This window comes from Cupriavidus sp. 207A1, assembly GCF_057798955.1.
Genome location: NZ_JBYOJO010000010.1, coordinates 33,622 through 52,971, shown reverse-complemented (window position 1 = coordinate 52,971; position 19,350 = coordinate 33,622). Strand labels below are relative to the sequence as shown.

At 69.6% G+C, this 19,350-nt stretch carries 21 protein-coding genes; 17 read left to right on the top strand and 4 right to left on the bottom strand.

Annotated elements, in window-relative coordinates:
* The first annotated feature begins 62 nt into the window (after positions 1–62).
* The 4 genes from AC3FMM_RS18950 (at position 63) to AC3FMM_RS18935 (ending at position 2,025) form a co-directional block, all read left to right on the top strand.
* Positions 63–710 carry a TetR/AcrR family transcriptional regulator gene (locus tag AC3FMM_RS18950; RefSeq protein WP_488687274.1) on the top strand — a complete coding sequence of 216 codons (648 nt, stop codon included), beginning with the start codon at positions 63–65 and terminating at the stop codon, positions 708–710.
* A gap of 64 nt (positions 711–774) precedes the next feature.
* Complete coding sequence (locus tag AC3FMM_RS18945) at positions 775–1,293, top strand: GNAT family N-acetyltransferase (RefSeq protein ID WP_116314454.1); 519 nt, start codon at positions 775–777, stop codon at positions 1,291–1,293.
* Between the two features lie 88 nt (positions 1,294–1,381).
* On the top strand, positions 1,382–1,642 hold the full coding sequence (locus AC3FMM_RS18940; protein WP_115713229.1) for a type II toxin-antitoxin system Phd/YefM family antitoxin: 261 nt from the start codon (positions 1,382–1,384) through the stop codon (positions 1,640–1,642).
* Positions 1,639–2,025: a type II toxin-antitoxin system VapC family toxin gene (locus tag AC3FMM_RS18935; RefSeq protein WP_115713230.1), complete on the top strand. Its 387-nt coding sequence runs from the start codon at positions 1,639–1,641 to the stop codon at positions 2,023–2,025. Before AC3FMM_RS18940 ends, AC3FMM_RS18935 begins: the two co-directional genes overlap by 4 nt.
* Positions 2,026–2,043: 18 nt before the next feature.
* On the opposite strand, the gene sctR is transcribed toward AC3FMM_RS18935, so the two are convergent.
* Entirely contained in the window at positions 2,044–2,703 is a 660-nt protein-coding gene (gene sctR, locus AC3FMM_RS18930; RefSeq protein WP_115682486.1) for a type III secretion system export apparatus subunit SctR, read from the bottom strand.
* 43 nt (positions 2,704–2,746) lie between these two features.
* Positions 2,747–3,934, bottom strand: a complete 1,188-nt coding sequence (gene sctQ / locus AC3FMM_RS18925) for a type III secretion system cytoplasmic ring protein SctQ (protein WP_488687273.1) — start codon at positions 3,932–3,934, stop codon at positions 2,747–2,749.
* Between the two features lie 204 nt (positions 3,935–4,138).
* Between sctQ and sctV the strand changes: the two genes are divergently transcribed.
* From sctV to AC3FMM_RS18860, 13 genes are all read left to right on the top strand, one after another.
* On the top strand, positions 4,139–6,286 hold the full coding sequence (gene sctV / locus AC3FMM_RS18920; RefSeq protein ID WP_115713232.1) for a type III secretion system export apparatus subunit SctV: 2,148 nt from the start codon (positions 4,139–4,141) through the stop codon (positions 6,284–6,286).
* A gap of 1 nt (position 6,287) precedes the next feature.
* Positions 6,288–6,554, top strand: a complete 267-nt coding sequence (locus AC3FMM_RS18915) for an EscS/YscS/HrcS family type III secretion system export apparatus protein (RefSeq protein WP_018007333.1) — start codon at positions 6,288–6,290, stop codon at positions 6,552–6,554.
* Positions 6,555–6,607: 53 nt separating this feature from the next.
* Positions 6,608–8,383: a type III secretion system outer membrane ring subunit SctC gene (gene sctC / locus AC3FMM_RS18910; protein WP_115713233.1), complete on the top strand. Its 1,776-nt coding sequence runs from the start codon at positions 6,608–6,610 to the stop codon at positions 8,381–8,383.
* A complete protein-coding gene (locus AC3FMM_RS18905) occupies positions 8,383–9,519 on the top strand; it encodes a type III secretion system protein SctD (RefSeq protein ID WP_115682482.1) in 1,137 nt (378 codons plus the stop codon). Before sctC ends, AC3FMM_RS18905 begins: the two co-directional genes overlap by 1 nt.
* Positions 9,520–9,624: 105 nt before the next feature.
* Entirely contained in the window at positions 9,625–9,825 is a 201-nt protein-coding gene (locus AC3FMM_RS18900; protein ID WP_018007336.1) for a hypothetical protein, read from the top strand.
* A 58-nt stretch (positions 9,826–9,883) separates the two neighbouring features.
* Positions 9,884–10,360, top strand: a complete 477-nt coding sequence (locus tag AC3FMM_RS18895; protein WP_115713235.1) for a hypothetical protein — start codon at positions 9,884–9,886, stop codon at positions 10,358–10,360.
* The gene (sctJ, locus tag AC3FMM_RS18890; RefSeq protein ID WP_115713236.1) at positions 10,357–11,154 is read left to right on the top strand and encodes a type III secretion system inner membrane ring lipoprotein SctJ; all 798 of its coding nucleotides are present in this window, start codon (positions 10,357–10,359) and stop codon (positions 11,152–11,154) included. Before AC3FMM_RS18895 ends, sctJ begins: the two co-directional genes overlap by 4 nt.
* On the top strand, positions 11,151–12,002 hold the full coding sequence (locus AC3FMM_RS18885) for a type III secretion system protein SctK (RefSeq protein ID WP_240991333.1): 852 nt from the start codon (positions 11,151–11,153) through the stop codon (positions 12,000–12,002). Before sctJ ends, AC3FMM_RS18885 begins: the two co-directional genes overlap by 4 nt.
* On the top strand, positions 11,984–12,592 hold the full coding sequence (gene sctL / locus AC3FMM_RS18880; RefSeq protein WP_012356073.1) for a type III secretion system stator protein SctL: 609 nt from the start codon (positions 11,984–11,986) through the stop codon (positions 12,590–12,592). Before AC3FMM_RS18885 ends, sctL begins: the two co-directional genes overlap by 19 nt.
* Before the next feature lie 17 nt (positions 12,593–12,609).
* Positions 12,610–13,992: a FliI/YscN family ATPase gene (locus AC3FMM_RS18875; RefSeq protein WP_115713238.1), complete on the top strand. Its 1,383-nt coding sequence runs from the start codon at positions 12,610–12,612 to the stop codon at positions 13,990–13,992.
* The gene (locus AC3FMM_RS18870; protein WP_488687272.1) at positions 13,989–14,501 is read left to right on the top strand and encodes a flagellar FliJ family protein; all 513 of its coding nucleotides are present in this window, start codon (positions 13,989–13,991) and stop codon (positions 14,499–14,501) included. The genes AC3FMM_RS18875 and AC3FMM_RS18870 overlap by 4 nt, the downstream gene beginning before the upstream one ends.
* Positions 14,494–15,309 carry a type III secretion system export apparatus subunit SctT gene (gene sctT / locus AC3FMM_RS18865; RefSeq protein WP_025584980.1) on the top strand — a complete coding sequence of 272 codons (816 nt, stop codon included), beginning with the start codon at positions 14,494–14,496 and terminating at the stop codon, positions 15,307–15,309. Before AC3FMM_RS18870 ends, sctT begins: the two co-directional genes overlap by 8 nt.
* Before the next feature lie 26 nt (positions 15,310–15,335).
* Positions 15,336–16,370 (top strand): EscU/YscU/HrcU family type III secretion system export apparatus switch protein, encoded by a 1,035-nt coding sequence (locus AC3FMM_RS18860; RefSeq protein ID WP_116314446.1) that lies wholly within the window; start codon positions 15,336–15,338, stop codon positions 16,368–16,370.
* A 217-nt stretch (positions 16,371–16,587) separates the two neighbouring features.
* On the opposite strand, the gene AC3FMM_RS18855 is transcribed toward AC3FMM_RS18860, so the two are convergent.
* Both AC3FMM_RS18855 and AC3FMM_RS18850 read right to left on the bottom strand, forming a co-directional pair.
* Positions 16,588–17,562 (bottom strand): helix-turn-helix transcriptional regulator, encoded by a 975-nt coding sequence (locus tag AC3FMM_RS18855; RefSeq protein ID WP_116314445.1) that lies wholly within the window; start codon positions 17,560–17,562, stop codon positions 16,588–16,590.
* 390 nt (positions 17,563–17,952) lie between these two features.
* Positions 17,953–19,245, bottom strand: a complete 1,293-nt coding sequence (locus tag AC3FMM_RS18850; protein WP_115714237.1) for an MFS transporter — start codon at positions 19,243–19,245, stop codon at positions 17,953–17,955.
* Between the last annotated feature and the right edge of the window lie 105 nt (positions 19,246–19,350).

Genomic DNA, 19,350 nt, shown 5'->3' with positions numbered 1-19,350 from the left:
TTCCCCTTGCGAGATTGGACAATGTACAATCCTAGACAATGTCCAATTAAGTCGCAACTGCCATGAGCGAAGACGATCGCATTGCCCGTAAAAGAAAGCAGACGCGTGACCGCATCGCTGCCATCGCGCATACGTTATTTGAACGCGACGGTTATGAAGCGGTCACGATGGAACAGATCGCGGCAGAGGCGGATGTTGCGAGAGGCACGCTCTATAACCACTTCCCCGTCAAAGAGGCGGTGCTGGTGCACTGGATGCACAACGAACTCGAGGAAGACCTGCAAGCGGCGGTGGAGGACTACGTTCTGAGTCGCGAGTCCTTCGTCGCACGCGTGGCAACGCTGTGGCATGGCTCGGCCAACTGGTGGGAACACCATCGCCAGTATGCGGCGCCGTATATCCGCTTCCGCTTCCAGCAAGTGCGCGATGGCATGGAGCAGCAGACCAGTTCGGACATGCTCCCCTTGTACGTGCAACTCATCGAACAGGCACAACAGGCCGGAGAGCTCCGGCGTGATACTGCGGCCGAGCGCCTGGCGCACTATCTGCATTTCCTATACCTTGGGGCCGTCATGGCCTGGTTGAGCGGCCTGGACGTGCACCTGGAGGACGAGCTTGGCAAAGCCCTGGATTTCTTTATGCAGGGCGCCGCCCATGCTGATGACAATGCGCCCGGTATCAGGCCCCAAACGGGATCGCGAAGGCGATAAACGTTCGGTACAACACTCAGTGCCTTTCGGTTGGGCTTCCTGCGTATCGATTTTAGGAAACTGAATGACCACGACTGATGCGCTCCTGATCAGGAGCGAGCGTCCGGACGACGCACACGCAATTACCGAGGTGACACAGGCCGCCTTCGCCGTCGCCACCCACGCCAGTGGCACGGAACCACTGATCATCACGGCCCTGAGGGCGGCCGGACAGTTGGAGATCTCGCTTGTCGCGGAACTGTCCGGCAAGGTTGTCGGGCATGTCGCCATTTCCCCGATCGAAATCTCAGACGGAAGTGCGCGATGGTACGGACTTGGTCCGGTATCGGTGCTGCCTGCTCATCAAGGCATTGGGGTTGGCTCGCAGCTCATACGTGCGGCCCTGGATCGCCTCCGACAGTCAGGCGCGCAAGGCTGCGTAGTACTCGGGGAGCCGGCCTACTATTCCCGCTTTGGATTTTCGGCACAGTCGACGCTCGTATTACCCGGGGTTCCGGCGGAGTACTTTCAAGCCATTGCGCTCGGCCCGCACGTGCCCTCGGGCGTGGTCAGGTATCACGAGTCATTTGGCGTGAAAAGCTAGCTCCGGAGCAGGATCGGGGCAAGAGCACACGGTCCGGATGGGGTTCGCCTGGGCTATACTTAGCTAACTGTCCTAGCTAGGAGGCTATATGCTGACGATCAACATGCATGACGCGAAGAGCCAGCTCTCCCGACTGGTCGACGCGGTCGAGTCGGGCGCGGAATCGGTCGTGATCATTGCCCGCAACGGCAAGCCGGCTGCCCAACTGGTACCGGTCCCGTCGCCGCAGTCGCAACGTATCGGTGGAGGCAGGGCGCTTCTTGGCGATGCGTTCGATGATCTGACGCTTGACCGGTTCAACGAGAGCGACGAGGAGGTCGGCAAGCTCTTCCTGGGAGAACACGGTTGAAAGTTCTGCTCGACACGCATATCGCGCTTTGGGCGGCCTTGGCCAGCCCGCAATTGCCGGCCGTCGCCCGGCAAGTCATCGCGGATCCGGCCAACGAGATCTTTGTTTCCGTGGTCAGCCTGTGGGAAATCGGCATCAAAGCTTCGCTTGGCAAGCTTCCGGTCACGGCGACACAGGCATCTGCGGTGTTTGATTTGTGCGGCTACAAGAGCCTGGATCTGAGCAAACAGCACCCACGAACGCTCGACGGCCTCATTCTGCACGCGGAGCATAAAGACCCGTTCGACCGGATGCTGGTGGCCCAGGCACTGAGCGAAGGCATGACCTTGCTGACGGCCGACGCGAAAATGGCGGGCTACCACCCGGTGACGAGAGTGGTATAGACGCGACGGCACCCACCCTCACCGATACGACAGCACCAGCCCCTGGATCAGCTGCGTCCAGCCCTCCAGCATCACGAACAGCAGCAGCTTGAACGGCACCGAGATCGTGGTCGGCGCCACCATCGACATGCCCAGCGCCAGCAGGATGGCGGCGACGATCAGGTCGACCACCACGAATACCAGGTAGACCACGAAGCCGATCTGGAACGCCCGGGTCAGCTCCGACAGCGTGAAGCTGGGGATCAGCACCATCATGTCGTCGGACTTGAGGTCGTCGGCGCGGCCCTCGGGCCAGATGCGCTTGGCGGACTGGACGAAGAAGGTGCGGTTGCGCTCCTCGGTGTGCTTGACCAGGAATTCCTTGAGCGGGCCGCTGACCGAGTCGTAGACGGTGACCACGTCGTTGACGTTGAAGGCGGCGTTGGCGTCGGCGCGGCGCTTGATGGCATCGAAGGCATCGGAGCCGATCGGCGCCATGATGTAGGCGGTCAGGATGATGGCGATGCCGTTCAGGACCATGTTCGGCGGCACCTGCTGCAGGCCCAGCGCGGCGCGCAGCAGGCCGAACACGATCACCAGCTTGGTGTAGCTGGTGACCATCAGCGCGACGAAGGGCGCAATGCCGAACGTCAGGATGATGGTCAGGATCAGGACCGGATTGTAGAGTCCGCTGTTCATCGCATGCACCCGGCCGGAACGGGATGAGGCGGCCTGCCGCGATTCATGCGTCGCCGCCGGCAAAGGTGGTGATGCGCACCCCCAGGCGGTTGCCGACCGCGATCAGGGTGCCGGTGCCGATGCGGTTGCCGTTGGCGACGATGCGCACCTCGCTCTGCTTGAGCGGCTGCGGCAGCTCGAACACATAGCCCGGGGCCACCGCGCGCAGTTCGGCCAGCGGCACCGCGACGTCGCCGACTTCAAAGCGCAGCGTCACCTCCAGGCGGTCCAGCCGCGACAAGGTCGGCTGCGCCGCGTCCGGATGGGGCATGGGCTGGTCTTGCCGTGCGGGATCTTGCTCTTCCATATGCGCTCCGTTTGAAACGTCCGTACTGTCGGCGCCGGCCTGCACCACCAGGCGCCGGCCCTCGGCCAGCGCGGTCCAGCCCGGGCCGTGGCGCCCGGTGGTACAGCGCACCACCAGCGCGCTGCCCTGCGAATGCCAGTCGTCGATGCCGACGATGTCGCCGGGCTCGATGCCGTGCATCTCGCCCAGCGCCAGCCGCGTGGTGCCGATGCGCACCGCGAGCGGCACCGGCAGGCGCTCCATCCACGCCGGTGCCGGCGCGGGCAACCCTGCGGGCAGCGCCGCGAGGCGCTCGGGCTGGTCCAGCAGCAGGGTGCCGCGCAGCCGCGCCGGCGATGCCTCACGCCGCAGCTCGAAGCCAAAGGCATGGGCCGCAGCCACTGCCTGCGCCCGGGCGCCATCGGGCTGCCAGCTGAAGGCGTCGGGCACGGCATGGCCCAGTGCCGCCACCGCTTCGGCCAGCGCGTCCGCCATCAGCGCGTAGCGCAGCAGCGCAGGCAGTGCTTCGGCGGCGCCGGGCGCCGCAAGCAGCAGGCGTTCGCTGGCCACATCCCAGCGCAGCACGCCGTGGCTGGCGCCAAAGGTGAAGGCATAGCCGGCACCGGGCCGCGCCGCGATCTGCGGGTCTGCAGGGACAAAACGCAGTTGCCAGTCGTGCCCGCCCGCCCGCACCGGCACGGCGGCCGCGCGGCAGGCCAGCCAGCCGGACAGCCGCGCGGTATCGGGCTCCATATGCGGCAGCGCCGGGGTGGCATCGAGCCCAGCGGTGGCCAGCCGTGCCGCCGCCGCAGCGCTGTGCACCAGCACGCGCGCGTCACCGCGCGGCGCCGCGGCGGGCGCCTGGGCGGACGGGGCGCGGCCAGGGCGAGGCAGGACGGAAGACATGTTGGGAGGCTCGGTTGCTCGAGACGCAACGATAAGCAGCGGGGTGCAGCCGCGTCCACTACGAAGCCTTGTAGGCCGGCGCCCGAAACCGCCAGGCCCCGGCCGCGCAGGCCGGATGTGCGGCACGCGCTACGAATCCTCGGTACTGGTCGCTGTGCAGGGGCGGCCATACACTGCCCCCCACTGATCCCACCGGCAAGGACGATGGCGAAACTCCCGGCAAACCTCCCAGCGTTCCCGCGCGGCCTCGGCCCCGGCGCGCCGGGGCTGCAGCAGATGGCGGCGGCGGCGTCGCGCCAGTCAGACCTGGCGCTGACGCTGCTGCTGTTTGCCGTGATCGCGCTGTTCGTGCTGCCGCTGCCGACCTTCCTGCTGGACCTGCTGCTGACGATCAACCTGGGCATGAGCCTGACCCTGCTGATCGTCGCCACCTATATCCCGTCGGCGCTGTCGCTGTCGACCTTCCCGTCGCTGCTGCTGTTCACCACGCTGTTCCGGCTGTCGCTGAACATCGCCTCGACCAAGCTGATCCTGCTGCATGCGGACGCGGGCCACATCATCGATACCTTCGGCAAGCTGATCGTCGGCAACAACGTGGTGGTGGGCGGGGTGGTGTTCCTGATCATCGCCATCGTGCAGTTCATCGTCATCGCCAAGGGCTCGGAGCGCGTGGCCGAGGTAGGCGCGCGCTTTGCGCTGGATGCGATGCCGGGCAAGCAGATGAGCATCGACGCCGACGTGCGCGCCGGCACCATCACCGCCGGCCAGGCGCAGGAGCGCCGCCGCGCGCTGGAGCAGGAATGCCAGCTGCACGGCGCCATGGATGGGGCGATGAAGTTCGTCAAGGGCGATGCCATCGCCGGCGTGGTGATCGCGCTGGTCAATATCCTGGCCGGCATCGCCATCGGCACGCTGATGAAGGACATGAGCATCGGCGAGGCGCTGCAGCGCTATGCCATCCTGACCATCGGCGACGGCATGGTGTCGCAGATCCCGTCGCTGCTGGTCTCGATCGCGGCCGGGGTGGTGATCACCCGGGTGTCGTCCGACGAAGAGCGCACCCGCGCGCCCAACCTGGGCGAAGTCATCGGCAAGCAGATCCTGGCCCAGCCCAAGGCGCTGGTGGTATCGGGCCTGGCCATTGCGGTGTTCCTGGTGGTGCCGGGCTTTCCCAAATGGACCTTCGGGCTGATGGCGCTGGTGGTGGCCGGCGGCGGCTACCTGCTGCTGCGCCGCGCGCGGCGCAGCACCGGCACCGTCACCTGGATCGAGATGGCCGACGCGGACGACGGTGCGGCGGCCGGCACCCAGGCGGCGGTGGCGCCGGCGCTGGCGCTGGAGCTGGACCAAGCGCTGCGCGGGCGCATCGACCTGCGGCTGTTCGAGCAGCGCATGACCACCGCCAAGGGCGAGGTCGAGGCCGAACTGGGCATGGTGTTCCCGCGGCTGCGCATCCAGCACCGCGCGCTGGGCGAGCCCGATGCGTATGCCATCCGCGTGCAGGACGTGGTGGCTTCCGGCGGCGTGCTGCGCCCCGGCAAGCGGCTACTGGAGCCGGGCGCCCGCGCGCGCGTCGACCAGGGCGTGGCCGAGGCCGGCGCGCCGTTCGGGCCGTTTGCGGAAGTGGTGTGGGTGCCGGCCGAGGCTGGCGCCGCCGACGGCGTGCGCACGCTGTCGTGCGAGGAAGTGCTGGCGGTGCACGTGGGCGCGGTGATCAAGCAGCATGCCGCGCCGCTGCTGGGCATCCAGGACGTGCAGGCGATGATCCACGTGATCCAGGCCGAGGCGCCGGACCTGGTGATGGAGCTGGCGCGGGTGGTGCCGCTGCAGCGCGTCACCGACGTGCTGCGCCGGCTGCTGCAGGAGGGCGTGCCGATCCGCAACCTGCGCACCATCTTCGAAAGCCTGGTGACCTGGGCGCCCAAGGAAACCGATGCGATCGCGCTGACCGAGCTGGTGCGCGTGGACCTGGGCCGGCTGATCACCAGCCGCCATGTCGGCGCCAACCGCTCGCTGGACGCGGTGCTGTTCGAGCCCGCGCTGGAGGCGCGCGTGCAGGGCGCGATCGAGAAGGCGGCGCGCGGCAACCTGCTGCTGCTCAGCCACGACGTCACCCGCGATATCCGCGAGCAACTGCGCGTGCTGCTGGAGAAGGCGGCAGAGAAGGCCGGTGCGGCGGGCGGTGCCGGCGCCGCGCGCGTGGTGGTGGTGGTCAGCGTCGACGTGCGCCGCTATATCAAGCGGTTGATCGAGCCGGTCGCGCCGCGCATCCCGGTGCTGTCATACCAGGAGGTCGATGAAGACGTGACGCTGGTGCCGGTGGGCTGGATCCAGAACCCGGCCGGAGAGTGAGATGGGCGCCGACACCATCCTCGACATCACGCGCCAGGCGCTGCTGGTGGTGCTGTGGGTCACGCTGCCGGTGGTGCTGATCGGCACGCTGGTGGCGCTGGTGGTGGCGGTGCTGCAGGCAGTGACGCAGATCCAGGACCAGAGCATCGGCACCTCGGCGCGGCTGATCGCGGTGCTGGTGTCGCTGGTGCTGCTGGGCGGCTGGCTGGGCGGCGAGGTGATGCGCTTCGCGCAGCGCGCGCTGCAGACCATGCTGACCTTCCTGTAAGGGGCGGAATCCATGCAGGCAACCACGCAGGAACAACGGACAAGCAAACGGACATGATGCTGGGGCACCACGGGGAACACGGATCGACGGGCCGCGCCATGCGCCGGCCGGCATGGCGCCAAGGCGCGCCACGGCGGCCATGGCGCGCCGCCGCGGCGCTGCTGTGCCTGGCGGGGACACTGCTGTGCGGACCGCAGGCGGCGCGCGCGGCGGACCTGCGCTGGCCCAGCAAGCCGTTCCAGGCGTCGGCCAGCGACAAGCGGCTGGCCGACTTCCTGCGCGAGCTGACCGCCTCGCAGGGCACCACGGCGGTGATCGATCCCAAGGTCGAAGGGACCATCAGCGGCAAGTTCAATGAGTCCGCGCAGCACGTGCTCAAGAGCGTGTGCTCGATGTTCGGGCTGACCTACTACTACGACGGTTCGCTGCTCTATATCGACGTCGCCAGCGAGGCGCGCAGCGAGGTGCTGCCGATCGCGCGCGGCTCCGGCGCGCGCCTGCGCGATTCGCTGGAACGCATGCAGGTGCCCGACTCGCGCTACCCCATCACCATCAACGATGCGGAGGGCACGCTGATGGTGTCGGGCCCCAAGCGCTACGTCGAGACCGTGCGCGCCGCGGTGCGCGCGGTGGACGACCGCTCCATCGCCGACGAGCGCGCCGAGATCCAGCTGTTCCCGCTCAAGTACTCGTGGGCCTCGGACTTCCGCATCAACCGCGCCGGCAAGGAGATGACCGTGCCCGGCGTGGTCACCGTGCTGCGCAACCTGTACGGCCGCAACCGCACGCTGGCCACTGGCACCGGCCCCAGCCTGGGCACCAGCCGCGGCGCCACGCGCCAGGCCAAGCTGCGCATGGGTGAGGGCGGCGGGGGCGGCATGGGCATCCCCAGCGCGGACCCGTCGCAGATGCTCGATGCCATGGGCGGCGGCGGCGTCGGCCTGGGCCCTGGCATGCAGAACAACTGGGGCGGCGGCCAGTTGCCGCAGTTCCAGGCCGATACCCGCCTCAATGCGGTGATCGTGCGCGACACCCCGGACAAGATGGCGCAGTACCGGCGCCTGATCGAATCGCTCGACGTCAAGCCGCGCCTGGTGGAGATCGAGGTCACCATCATGGACATCAGCCAGGCCGACCTGGACAGCCTGGGCGTCGACTGGCGCCTGCATACGCCCCATGTCGACCTGCAGCTGGGGGGCGGCAACGGCAACGCCGGGCTTAGCTTCGGCAACCTCGCCAACGAGGCCGGCACCACCGCGGCGACGATCGGCAGCGGGCTGCAGTTCACCGGCGCCATCGGCAGCGATGTCACCCGCTACCTGCTCACGCGCGTCAAGGCGCTGGCCGAGCGCGGGCAGGCCAACTTCGTGGCGCGGCCCAAGGTGCTGACGCTCGACAACACCGAAGCCGCGCTGGAGAACCTGCAGGAGTTCTATGTGCGCGTCGACGGCTTCCAGGACGCGGGCCTGTTCAACGTCACCGCCGGCACGGCGGTGCGCGTGACGCCGCTGGTGGTCGACGAGCAGCAGAACCGCGCGGTGATGCTCACCATCGACATCGCCGACGGCAACCTGTCCGGCGAGACCGTCGACCGTATCCCGGTGGTGCGGCGCCGCTCCATCACCACGCAGGCGATGGTGGAAGAGGGCAAGAGCCTGCTGATCGCCGGCTACACCACCGAAGAGAAGATCAACGCTTCGTCCGGCGTGCCGCTGCTGCAGGACGTGCCGATCATCGGCAGCCTGTTCAAGTACCAGGAGAAGCGCCAGAACAACATGGAGCGCTTCTACCTGCTGACGCCGCGCCTGGTGATCCCGGGGATGAGCTGATGGCCGACCTGCACGACTCTCACGCCTCGGGCTGGACGCTGCGCTTTCTCGGCGGCGACGTCTACGGCCGCCAGGTCACGCTGCGGCGCGGCGCCAATGTGCTGGGCACGGCGGCGGACGTGGACATCAGCGTCCCCGGCGCCGAGGTGCAGCCGCGCCACCTGGTGCTCAATGTGGGCGAGCTGGCGGTTTCGGCCGAACGTGTCGGCGAGGCCGCGGTCAACGTCAACGGCCGTGCCACCACGCAGCGCGCGTTCGCGCTGGCGGGCGGCGACATCCTCACCATCGGCGCGCTCGACGTGGAGCTGCTGCGCGCGCAGCCGGGCATGTCAGAGGCCACCGACACGCTCTTCGCCTGGGCCGAATCCGGCCGGCGCGCCGCGCGCGATGCCGACGCGCAGCAGCAGGGCGGGCGCCGGCCCGGGCGCGCGCTGCTGGCGGCGCTGGGCGTGGCCGGCGTGGTGGGCCTCATCGGCGCCGGCTGGCTTGCCGCCACCTATGCCAACGGCGGGCTCGCACCGCGCACGCAGCAGGCGGATCCCGCCGCGGTGCGCAAGACCGTGGCGGCCTATCCGGAGCTGGAGGTGGTGTCGCTGCCCAACGGCACGGTCACGGTCAAGGGCTTCGTCAATTCGCGCGTGGACCGGCAACGCATCGTGCAGGCGCTGGCGCCGTTCGGCCGCGGCGTGCAGCAGCAGGTGCGCTCGGCCGACGACCTGATCGAGCATATCCAGCGCTATCTGGACGAGCCCGGCGTGGGCATTGCCTACCAGGGCCAGGGCCGGGTGCTGCTGAGCGGCACCGCCGACCCGGTGCACGGACGCGACAAGGTGCGGCGCGTGATCGAGGACCTGCACCCGGGCGTGCTGGTGTCCGACAAGATCGATTACCGCGAAACCGCCGACAGCCGTCGCCGGCAGGTGCGCGACGGCCACATGGAAAACTGGCAGGGCGTGTTCCCGGCGCGCGTGGTGAGCATTACCGAGGACGGCAACGGCACGCGCTCGGTGCAGCTGGCCAACGGTGCGCGCTATTTCGAAGGGGCGGTGCTGAAGAACGGCGCCGAGATTGAACGGATCGACGCGGACGGCGTGGTGCTGAAGGACAGCCCGGTGCCGCCGCAGGCACGGCGATGACGGCGCACGCCGGCGCCGTGCCACTGGATTTGCGCCCGCGGGCGCAGATGCCGCTTGCCCCCGGAGGGCAGGTGTTTGACGCCAACCTACCTGAAGGAGATTGTCATGGCTGAAGTCGACCTCAATGCCAAGATGCAGGAAATCCAGCAGAAAGCGCAGGAGTTCTCGGTGAACATCCTGGGCCTGCAGGACACGCTGACGCGCCAGAACGCGGTGGTCAGCAGCGAGATGGCCCACAACACGCAGAAGGCCAACCTGGTCCAGGGCGCGATGCAGGACGTCAAGCAGACCTCGCGCACCAACTGACGGCACGCCGCCACGCGCCCCGGCATGCCGGGGCGCCCAACGCCTTGCAAGGAGAGCCATGATGGACCCGACCGCCGCCATTGCCGCCGCCAATGCCGCCACCGCCGCCGGCGCCGCGCCCGACAGCGCCACCGTCGCCGCGCACCAGTCGCCGGCCGCGGCCCCCGCCGCGCAGCCCGACCCGGCCGATGCCCGGCAGTTCGCGCAGATGGTCCAGCAGGGCCGCGCCGCCGACGGCTCGCGCACCGCGCACGTGACCCAGGCGGCAGACCCGACTTCGACCACGCTCGGCAACGCCATCCGCGCCAGCTACGTCTCCGCCGGCGAGGAATCGGCGCGCCAGGCCGCGCGCCTGCAGGAGCTGCGCGACGGCATGTTCGCGTCGATCTACGAGGGCAGCACCAGCGAGGTGGTCTACCAGGCCATGCTGCTGCAGACGCAGTCGCTGGAGCTGTTCTCGTCGATCCACGTGACCTCCAGCATCGGCAGCGCCGGCACCAACCTGTTCAACAGCCTGCTGAAGAACCAGCAATGATGTCCACGCCACCGCTGTGCCGGCGCCTTGCGCGCGCGGCCCGGCTGGCGCCGGCGCTGATGGCGCTGGCGCTGGCCGCATGCAAGGTCGACCTGTACGCGTCGCTGAACGAACCCGAGGCCAACCAGGTGCTGGCCGCGCTGACCGCGGAGGGCATCGACGCGGAGAAGGCGCGCGCCGAGACCAGCGGCGGCACCGGCGAGGGCCAGTGGCGCGTGCGCGTCGAGGAATCGCAACTGCCCGCCGCGCTGGAGATCCTGCGCAGCGAAGGCCTGCCGGGCGAACGCTTTGCGTCGCTGGGGCAGGTGTTCCAGAAGCAGGGGCTGGTGGCGACGCCGACCGAAGAGCGCATGCGCTATATCTTCGCGCTGTCGCAGGAGCTGTCGGAGACGCTGCGCAATATCGACGGCGTAGTCACCGCGCGCGTGCATGTGGTGATCCCCGCCACCGATCCGCTCTCGGACAAGATCCGGCCGTCGTCGGCGGCGGTGTTCATCAAGCACCGCGCCGATACCGACCTGCGCCTGCTGGTGCCGACCGTGAAGGACATGGTGGCGCACAGCATCGAAGGCGTGACCCATGACAACGTGTCGCTGTCGCTGGTCGAGGCGCGCCCGTTCGCGCCGCAGGCGGGCGCACCCGGGCCGGCGCCCGGCTTTGCAGTGGGACGCTTCGCCGCGATCGCGGTCGGCGCGGCGGTGGCGATTGCACTGGCCGTCGCGGCCGTGGTGGCATGGCAGCGCGGCGTGCTGCGCTGGCCGCAGCGGCGCGGCACGCCGCGGAGCGCAAATTGACGCTGCTATCCACCGTTGCCGCCGCCGAGGCTGCGCCTGGCGCCTACCTGCCCGGCGCGCTGGCCGCCGCGTTGGCACCCGCGCCGCCGGCATTGCCGGATCCGGCGCTGGCGCGCGCGGTGGCCGACCTGGCGCAGCGGCCGCTGGCGCATCTGCATCCCAGCTGGCTGCCGGCGGACTGGCCGCTGGCCTGGCGCCGCGCGGACCGCTTCGGCCCCGCCGCCGCCGACGTGCTGGCGCAGCCGCTGGGCCTCGGCGCGGAGGGCGACCGTGACGCCGCGATCCACCGCCTGCTCCAGGCGCCGCCCTCGCTGGCGCGGCTGGTGCTGATGCCACGCAGCGACCTGCGCCTGCTGGCGTGGTGGCTGGGCCTGGCGGTGCACCAGGCGGGCTTTGCCAGCGAGCGCCGCATGCTGCCGGCGCAACTGGCCGACAGCATCGCGCCGTTGCCCGGGGCCCTGGCAGCGCCGCTGATCGGCAGCGCGCCGCGCGCGATGCGCCGTGCCGCGCGCCGGCTCGACCGCCACGCCGTGGCCTTTATCCTGAAGCGCGTGCCGGCCCTGCCGGCGCTGCCGATGAACCTGGCACCGTTGCGCGCACACCCGCCCGGCGCCGGCCGGCTGATGGCCGAGCGCGGCTATCGGCTCCTGTGCGGGCTGCTGGCCGCCGAGGCGCGCCACGAAGCCTGTGCGGCGCCGCTGCTGCAAGCGCTGCGGCGCAAGTTTCCCCGGCGCCTGGCGGCGTTGTCGCCGGCACCGCTGACCCCGGCGCAGGCCGCGCAGCTGCGCGAACTGCTGCTGCTCAACCTGATCCCCGAACGGTTCCCGGCATGGCACTGGCTTTTCTGATCACCAGCGAAAACCTGCAGCTGCTGTCCGAGCGCAAGGTGCTCAAGGAGGCCGAGTATGCCGCCTTGCTCGACGCCGCCGCGGTGATCGAGTCCGCGCGCAGCGAGGCCGTGCGCATCCGCAGCGAAGCCCAGCGCGAGGCCGAGGAACGGCGCCAGCATGGCTACCGCGAAGGCTGGGCGCGGGCGCACGCCGACCATGCCGCCGCACAGGTCAGCACCGCCGCCGAGGCCGAGCGCCAGCTGGGCGCGATGCGCCGCACCATGGCCGAGATCGTGATGAAGGCGGTGCAGCAGATCGCCGGCGAGCTCGACCCCGACATCATCCTGGAGGTGGCGCTGCAGCGCGTCGAGGCGCTGGTGCGGGCCGAGCCCTTCATCACCATCCAGATCCCGCTGGGCCGCGAGCAGGCCGTGCGCAGCCTGCTCGACCGGCTGGCCGAGACGCAGGAGTGGCCGCGCCGCGCCAACGTGGTGGTCGAGCCGGGGCTGGAACCCGATGCCTGCCGTATCCAGACCCCCTCGGGCACCATGGAAGTGGGCCTGCAGGCCCAGCTCGAAGCCTTTGCGCGCCGGCTGCGGGCGGGCTGATTCCTACGTTGATACCCATGTCCAGCGAACTCCCTGCCTCCGATATCGAAGCCGCGCTGCAGCATGCCGCCGCCGACCTCGAACGCGCGTTCGAACACTTCACGCCCGTGGCGATGCGCGGGCGCGTCAGCAAGGCGGTTGGCATGCTGATCAACGCCACCGGCATCCAGGCCCACGTGGGCGAGCTGTGCCAGCTGGTCACGCCCGGGGAGCCGCCGCTGCTGGCCGAGGTGGTCGGTTTCGTGCAGCAGACCGCGCTGCTCACGCCGCTGGGGCGCACCACCGGCGTATCGGCGCTGACCGAGGTCATCCCATCCGCCCATGGCCACCAGTGCCCGGCCGGCGCCGCGCTGCTGGGCCGCGTGCTCGACGCGCTGGGCGAGCCCATCGACGGCAAGGGCGCGCTCGACGGCGTGGCGCGGGTGCCGGTGGACAACGAGCCGCCCGACCCGCTCACGCGCCGCCTGATCCGCGAGCCGCTGGCCACCGGGGTGCGCGCCATCGACGGACTGCTGACGCTGGGCGAGGGCCAGCGGGTGGGCATCTTCGCGCCGCCGGGCGTGGGCAAGAGCACCTTGCTGGGGATGCTGGCGCGCGGCGCGTCCAGCGATGTCAACGTGGTCGCGCTGGTGGGCGAGCGCGGCCGCGAGGTGCGCGAGTTCATCGAATACAACCTGGGCCCCGAAGGGATGGCGCGCACGGTGCTGGTGGTCTCGACCTCCGACCGCTCGCCGATGGAGCGCGTGCGCTGCGCCTATACCGCCACCGCGATCGCGGAGCATTTCCGCGACCAGGGCCGGCGCGTGCTGCTGCTGGTCGACTCGCTGACGCGGCTGGCGCGCGCGCAGCGCGAGATCGGCCTGGCCAGCGGCGAGCCGCCGACGCGGCGCAGCTATCCGCCGTCCGTGTTCTCGATGCTGCCGCAGCTGCTGGAGCGCGCCGGCACCGGCGTGCAGGGCTCGATCACCGCGGCGTATACCGTGCTGACCGAAGGCGAGGACGACAGCGATCCCATTGCCGAAGAGGTGCGCTCGATCCTCGACGGCCATATCGTGCTGTCGCGCAAGCTGGCCAGCGCCGGCCAGTATCCGCCGGTGGACGTGCTGCAGTCGGTCAGCCGGGTGATGCCGCAGGTGGCGGCCGGCGCGCACGCGCGCGACGCGGCGCGGCTGCGCCAGCTGCTGGCCCGGTACCAGGAGCTGGAGCTGCTGCTGCAGATCGGCGAGTACCGGCCCGGCGCCGACCCGGTCGCCGACGCCGCCGTGGCCGCGATGCCGGATATCCGCGCCTACCTGGCGCAGCCGGCGGCGCGGCTCGATACCTTCGCCGGCGCCGTCGACAAGCTGGCGCAGGCGTTGCGCGTGCGCGAGCCCGCACCGCTTGCCGGAGCCGCGCAATGACGGCCGCCGGCGCCGACCCGCGCCTGGGCCAGCTCGAGGCGGTGCGCCAGCGCCGCCAGGAAGAGGCGCTGCGTGCGCTGCAGCAGCATCGCGCGCAGGTGATGGCCGGGCTGCAGCAGGCCGAGGCCGCACAGCAGGCGGTGCAGGCCGCATTGGCCGAGCGCGCGGCGTTCATCGAACGCCTGCGCCAGGGCGCATCGCAGGGCGGGGTGTCGGTATCGGGGTTGCTCGATGCGCAAGGCTGGCAGAGTGCGTTCGACGCCCGCATTGCCCGCGCCAATGCCAACCTGGCCACGGTGCTCGACCACGTGGCACAGCGGCGCGCCGCCTTCGACGCGGCCCGCCGCGCGCTGCTGCGCGCGCAGGCGCGGCTGGACGGCGCGCGCGAACTGGCGCTGCGCGAGCGCCGCGCGCTGCGCGCGGGCGCCGGGCGGCGCGAGGACGAGGCCATCGACGAAGCCGCGGCGCGCCGCTGGCACGCTGCCCGGCACGACGCGCGGCATGCCTGAGATGCAAGGCGAACTGCTCGATCCCGCCTTGCTGTTCCAGTGGGGACGCGAGGTCATCATGCCGATCGTGATGGTGATGCCGCGGCTGCTGACGGCGTTTACGGTGCTGCCGTTCCTGTCGCAGCAGGCCATCCCCGGGGTGGCGCGCAATGGCATCGTGCTGGCCATCGCGCTGTTCGTGTCGCCCGGCGCGCGCATCGACCTGGACGCCGTCGCCGGTGGGCTGTGGCTGGTGCTGATCTTCAAGGAAGCCTTTATCGGGCTGCTGCTGGGCATGGCGTTCGGCCTGTTCTTCGTGGCCCTGCAGATGATCGGCGAGCTGATCGACTTCCAGACCGGCTCGGGCAACGCCACCTTCTTCGATCCTGTGACGCAGCAGGAGGACGGGCCCATGGAGAACCTGCTGTCGCACTTCGGCATCGCCCTGTTCGCGGCGCTGGGCGGCTTTATCGCCATGACCGGCGTGATCGTGGAGTCGTTCGCGTTCTGGCCGGTGATGTCGTTCGGGCCGGAGATGTCGCTGGCGTCGATGGGCTTTGCCAACCTCTACGCCGGCACGCTGTTCTCGTGGGTGGTCAAGCTGGCCGCGCCAATCCTGCTGCTGCTGGTGATCGTCGAGCTGGGCTTTGCGCTGATCGCGCGCTTCGTGCCGCAGTTCGACGTGTTCCAGTTCGCGCAGCCGGTCAAGATCTCGGTGGCGTTCCTGATGCTGGTGCTGATGCTGGCGGTGATGGTGGATACGCTGCAGGGCTTCCTGCGCCCGGACAATATCCTGATCGAGATGCTGCGCCGGGGCGCGGCACGCTAGCATCGGCGGCGGCATATCGACACCCGATGAGCGACAGCGAAAAGAACCTCGAGGCAACGCGGCGCAAGCTGGACGAGGCGCGCAAGCGCGGCGAGGTGCCGCGCAGCAGCGACGTCACTTCGGCGGTGGTGTTTCTCGGCGTGCTGGCGGGCCTGTGGCTGCTGGGCCGTTATTTCGTGCGGCTGTTCCAGGCCTTGTGGCACAGCGCCATGGGCAGCGTGCCGCAGCACCTGGCGGACCAGCAGATGCTGGTGCTGGGCGAGGCCGCGGCGCGCTTCCTGCTGATGGGCGTGTTGCCGATCGTTGCGCTGGCGCTGGTATGCGGCATCGTCGGCGCGTTCCTGCAGGTGGGCCCGCTGGTGGCGTTCGAGCAGATCAAGCCGGACCTGGCGCGGCTGAACCCGGCCGAGGGCCTGAAGCGCATGTTCGCCGTGCGCAACCTGGTGAACCTGGCCAAGATCCTGGTCAAGATCGCGCTGCTGGCCGGGCTGGTCTATGTGCTGGCGCTGGGCGCGATCGAGGATGGCGTGCGCACCGGCTATGCCCGCCCCGCCGAAATCCTGCTGCTGGTCGCCTACATCATCCTGCGCATGTGCTGCTGGGCCGCGGTGATCTACCTGGTGATGGCGGTGGTGGACTACGTGCACGAGCGCCACCAGTTCATGAAGCGCCAGCGCATGAGCGTCGACGAGTACCGCCGCGAATACAAGGAGACCCAGGGCGACCCGATCATGGCCGGGCGCCGCCGCGCGGCCTTCTTCGAGGCCGCGTTCTTCGGCGTCAGCGAACGGGTGCGGGTCTCGACCGCGGTGGTGTATTCCACCCAGTACGCGGTGGCGCTTCGCTATGACGGCCCCGGCACGCTGCCGCGGGTGGTGGCCAAGGGCAGCGGCCAGGTGGCGGCCCGCATCCGCCAGGCCGCGGCGGACTACCTGGTGCCGTCGGCGTTCGATTCGGACCTGGCGCAGCGGCTGTACTTGAATGTTCCGCTGGACCGGTTTATCGACCGGACGTTGTTCGAGCGGGTGGCGGAGTTGATGCGGTGGGCGAAGGGGGAGTGAGGGGGGGCATGTCGACGCTGCCGGTTTTCTCCCCTCTCCCGCGAGCGGGAGAGGGGCGGGGGTGAGGGCGGGCGCGTCCAATAGCGACGGCCTTCACTTCGTTGATGCTCCGGCCCTCACCCCAACCCTCTCCCGCTAGCGGGAGAGGGAGTACACCGTCGGTGGAGGCAACGCCAATGCCAATGCCAATGCCAATGCCAAAACGAAAACCAGCAAACTAAGCCGCGATCACCCCCGCCGCATCCTTGTCCCTGTCCACCGACAGCGGTGCCCCCGGCGGCCGCAGCAATGTCGCCGCGCTGGCCAGCTGCACGCGGTTGCGCACGCCGAAGTGGCTGCGCAGCCGGCGCATGTGGTAGTCGACGTTGAAGATCGACATGTCCATGCGCCGCGCGATCTCCTTGTCCGACAGGCCCTGCGCCAGGCAGGCGAGGATATCGCGCTGCACCTCCGACAGACCTTCGCGATGGCGGCCGGCAAATGCGGGGATCTCGACGTGGCAGGTCAGGAATTCATGCAGCGCCAGCCCCATCGCCAGCGCCTGGCCCACCACGGAATCGCCGATCCAGCGCCGGCTTTCGATGCCCGACATAAAGCTGATCAGCACGAACTCGCTGTTGCCCGGCATCGGCAGGTTGAGGAAGATGCCGCTGCGCACGCCGGCGTCGCGCAGGTCCTCCAGGAAGCGGCGGCGGCGCAGCGGCGGCACGTTGCCCAGCGGCGTCTGCGCCAGGTCGTCGGCGTCCCACACGGTGGGCAGGCAGAACGTGCCCGGCTGCGGCGTGCGCGGGTCGATCTCGTAGTAGCGCTCGCGGAAATAGCGCTCGCGCCAGCCCGGCGGGGAATAGCTTTCAAAGAAGGTGCGCGGCTGCAGCTGGCCGCCGACATGCGCGGCGGTGGCGTAGCCCAGCCAGTCGAAGCCGATCGCGCGGATGGCGGACTGCATCACGGCGCTGCGGCCTTCGTGGGTCGGCTCGGCCTGCAGCGCGGTCACCAGTCCGGGGGTGGCGCCATGGCGCACGCGCTGCCTGACCGGCACCAGGTGGCGCTCGCCGAATACCTTGATGCCGTTGTTGGCCACCAGTGCCGGGGCGCTGCCAGGCGCGGTGGCCGGGCGTGCGGCGGTTGCTGCGGTGCCATGCCCGGACGCCCCCGCGTCACGGTACGGCACGACTTCCACATCTTTGATCATGTAGGCCTCCGACAACGAGTCTTGGCGTGCGAGCACGGCCTTGTGAGCCGGTCCACGCGTGCAAATGGGGCTGGCCTGCGCGGCGGCGCTGCGGGGCGCGGCGCGTCGTGCCGGTCGTGGCCGCCCGCCGGTACTGCACGGCGGCTGGCCATCGCCAGCGCGTATCGCTGCTGCGCTGCATTGCCGTCGAGCTGGCAAGCCCGACATACTGCTGACCCGATTCCCGTCGGAAGAAGACTGGGCTGGCCCCGTGCGGGGCCGCCGTGATTGTTGTTGTGATCTGTGCCGCCCGCGGCGCCAGGCCGCGGCGGTGTCATGCTGGCAGTTGTCGCCGGCGGTTGTCGATCTCCTGCGGCGGCATCCCTGCCGCAGGTAGGGTTTTTCGCGCCACTATGCTTCCAGCGCCTTGCCGCGTGTTTCCGGCAAGGTCAGCGCGGCCAGGATCAGCACGCCATACGCGGCCGCGGCGAAGATGCCGATCGCGTGGCCCAGCGACATCTGCTGGCTGACATGGCCGATCAGGAACGGGAAGAACGCGCCGATGGCGCGGCCCACGTTGTAGCAGAAGCCCTGGCCCGAGCCGCGCACGCTGGTCGGGAACAGCTCGGTCAGGAACGCGCCCATGCCGGCGAAGATGCCCGAGGCAAAGAAGCCCAGCGGAAAGCCCAGCAGCAGCATCACGGTGTCGTTGACGGGGATGTGCGTGTAGGCCAGCGCGATCGTCATCGAGCCCAGCGCGAACAGGATGAAATTGCGCTTGCGGCCGATGCGGTCGGTCAGGTAGGCGCTGGTGACGTAGCCGATATAGGAGCCGACGATGACCATCGCCAGGTAGCCGCCGGTGCCCAGCACGGTCAGGCCGCGCTCGGTCTTGAGGAAGGTCGGCAGCCAGGTGGTGATGGCGTAGTAGCCGCCCTGCGCGCCGGTGGTCAGCAGCGCCGCGCGCAGCGTGATGCTGAGCAGGCGCGGCGAGAAGATCGCCGCGAACGAGGTCTTTTCGCTGGCCTGGGCCTCGCGCGCCTTGTGCTCGGTATAGACCTCGGGCTCCTTGACCAGGCGGCGCAGCACGATCACGAACACCGCCGGCAGCAGCCCGATCAGGAACAGCACGCGCCATGCGGTTTCGGCCGGCAGCAGCGAAAAAACCAGCGCATACAGCAGCGCCGCCAGGCCCCAGCCCACGGCCCAGCCGGCCTGCACCATGCCCACCGCCTTGCCGCGGTCCTGCGCGCGGATGGCCTCGCCGATCAGCACGGCGCCGGCGGTCCATTCGCCGCCGAAGCCGAAGCCCATCAGCGCGCGCGCCACCAGCAGCTGCTCATAGGTCTGCGCCAGCCCGCACAGGAAGGTGAAGAAGGCAAACCACAGGATGGTCAGCTGCAGCGTGCGCACCCGGCCGATGCGGTCGGACAGGATGCCCGCGACCCAGCCGCCCGCGGCGGAAGTCAGCAGCGTGGCGGTGCCGATAAAGCCGGCATCGGCGCGGCTGATGCCCCAGGTGGCGATCAGCGTGGGGATGACGAAGCTCAGGAACTGCGTGTCCATGGCGTCGAGCGCATAGCCGACCTTGCAGCTCCAGAAGGTGCGCCGCTCATTGGCGGTGATGTCGCGGTACCAGGAGAAAAAGCCGCGCGACGGTGCGGCCTCGGCGCTGGCGGGTGATGATGGCTGGGGGCTCTGGATACTGCCGATCTGCGTTTCCATGCATTCCTCTCGTGGTATCTCTGGCTCGGCCCTGGCGGGGCGCGCTGGGCGCGGCGCCAGCCTTGATGTCCCGGCGTGCGCTGC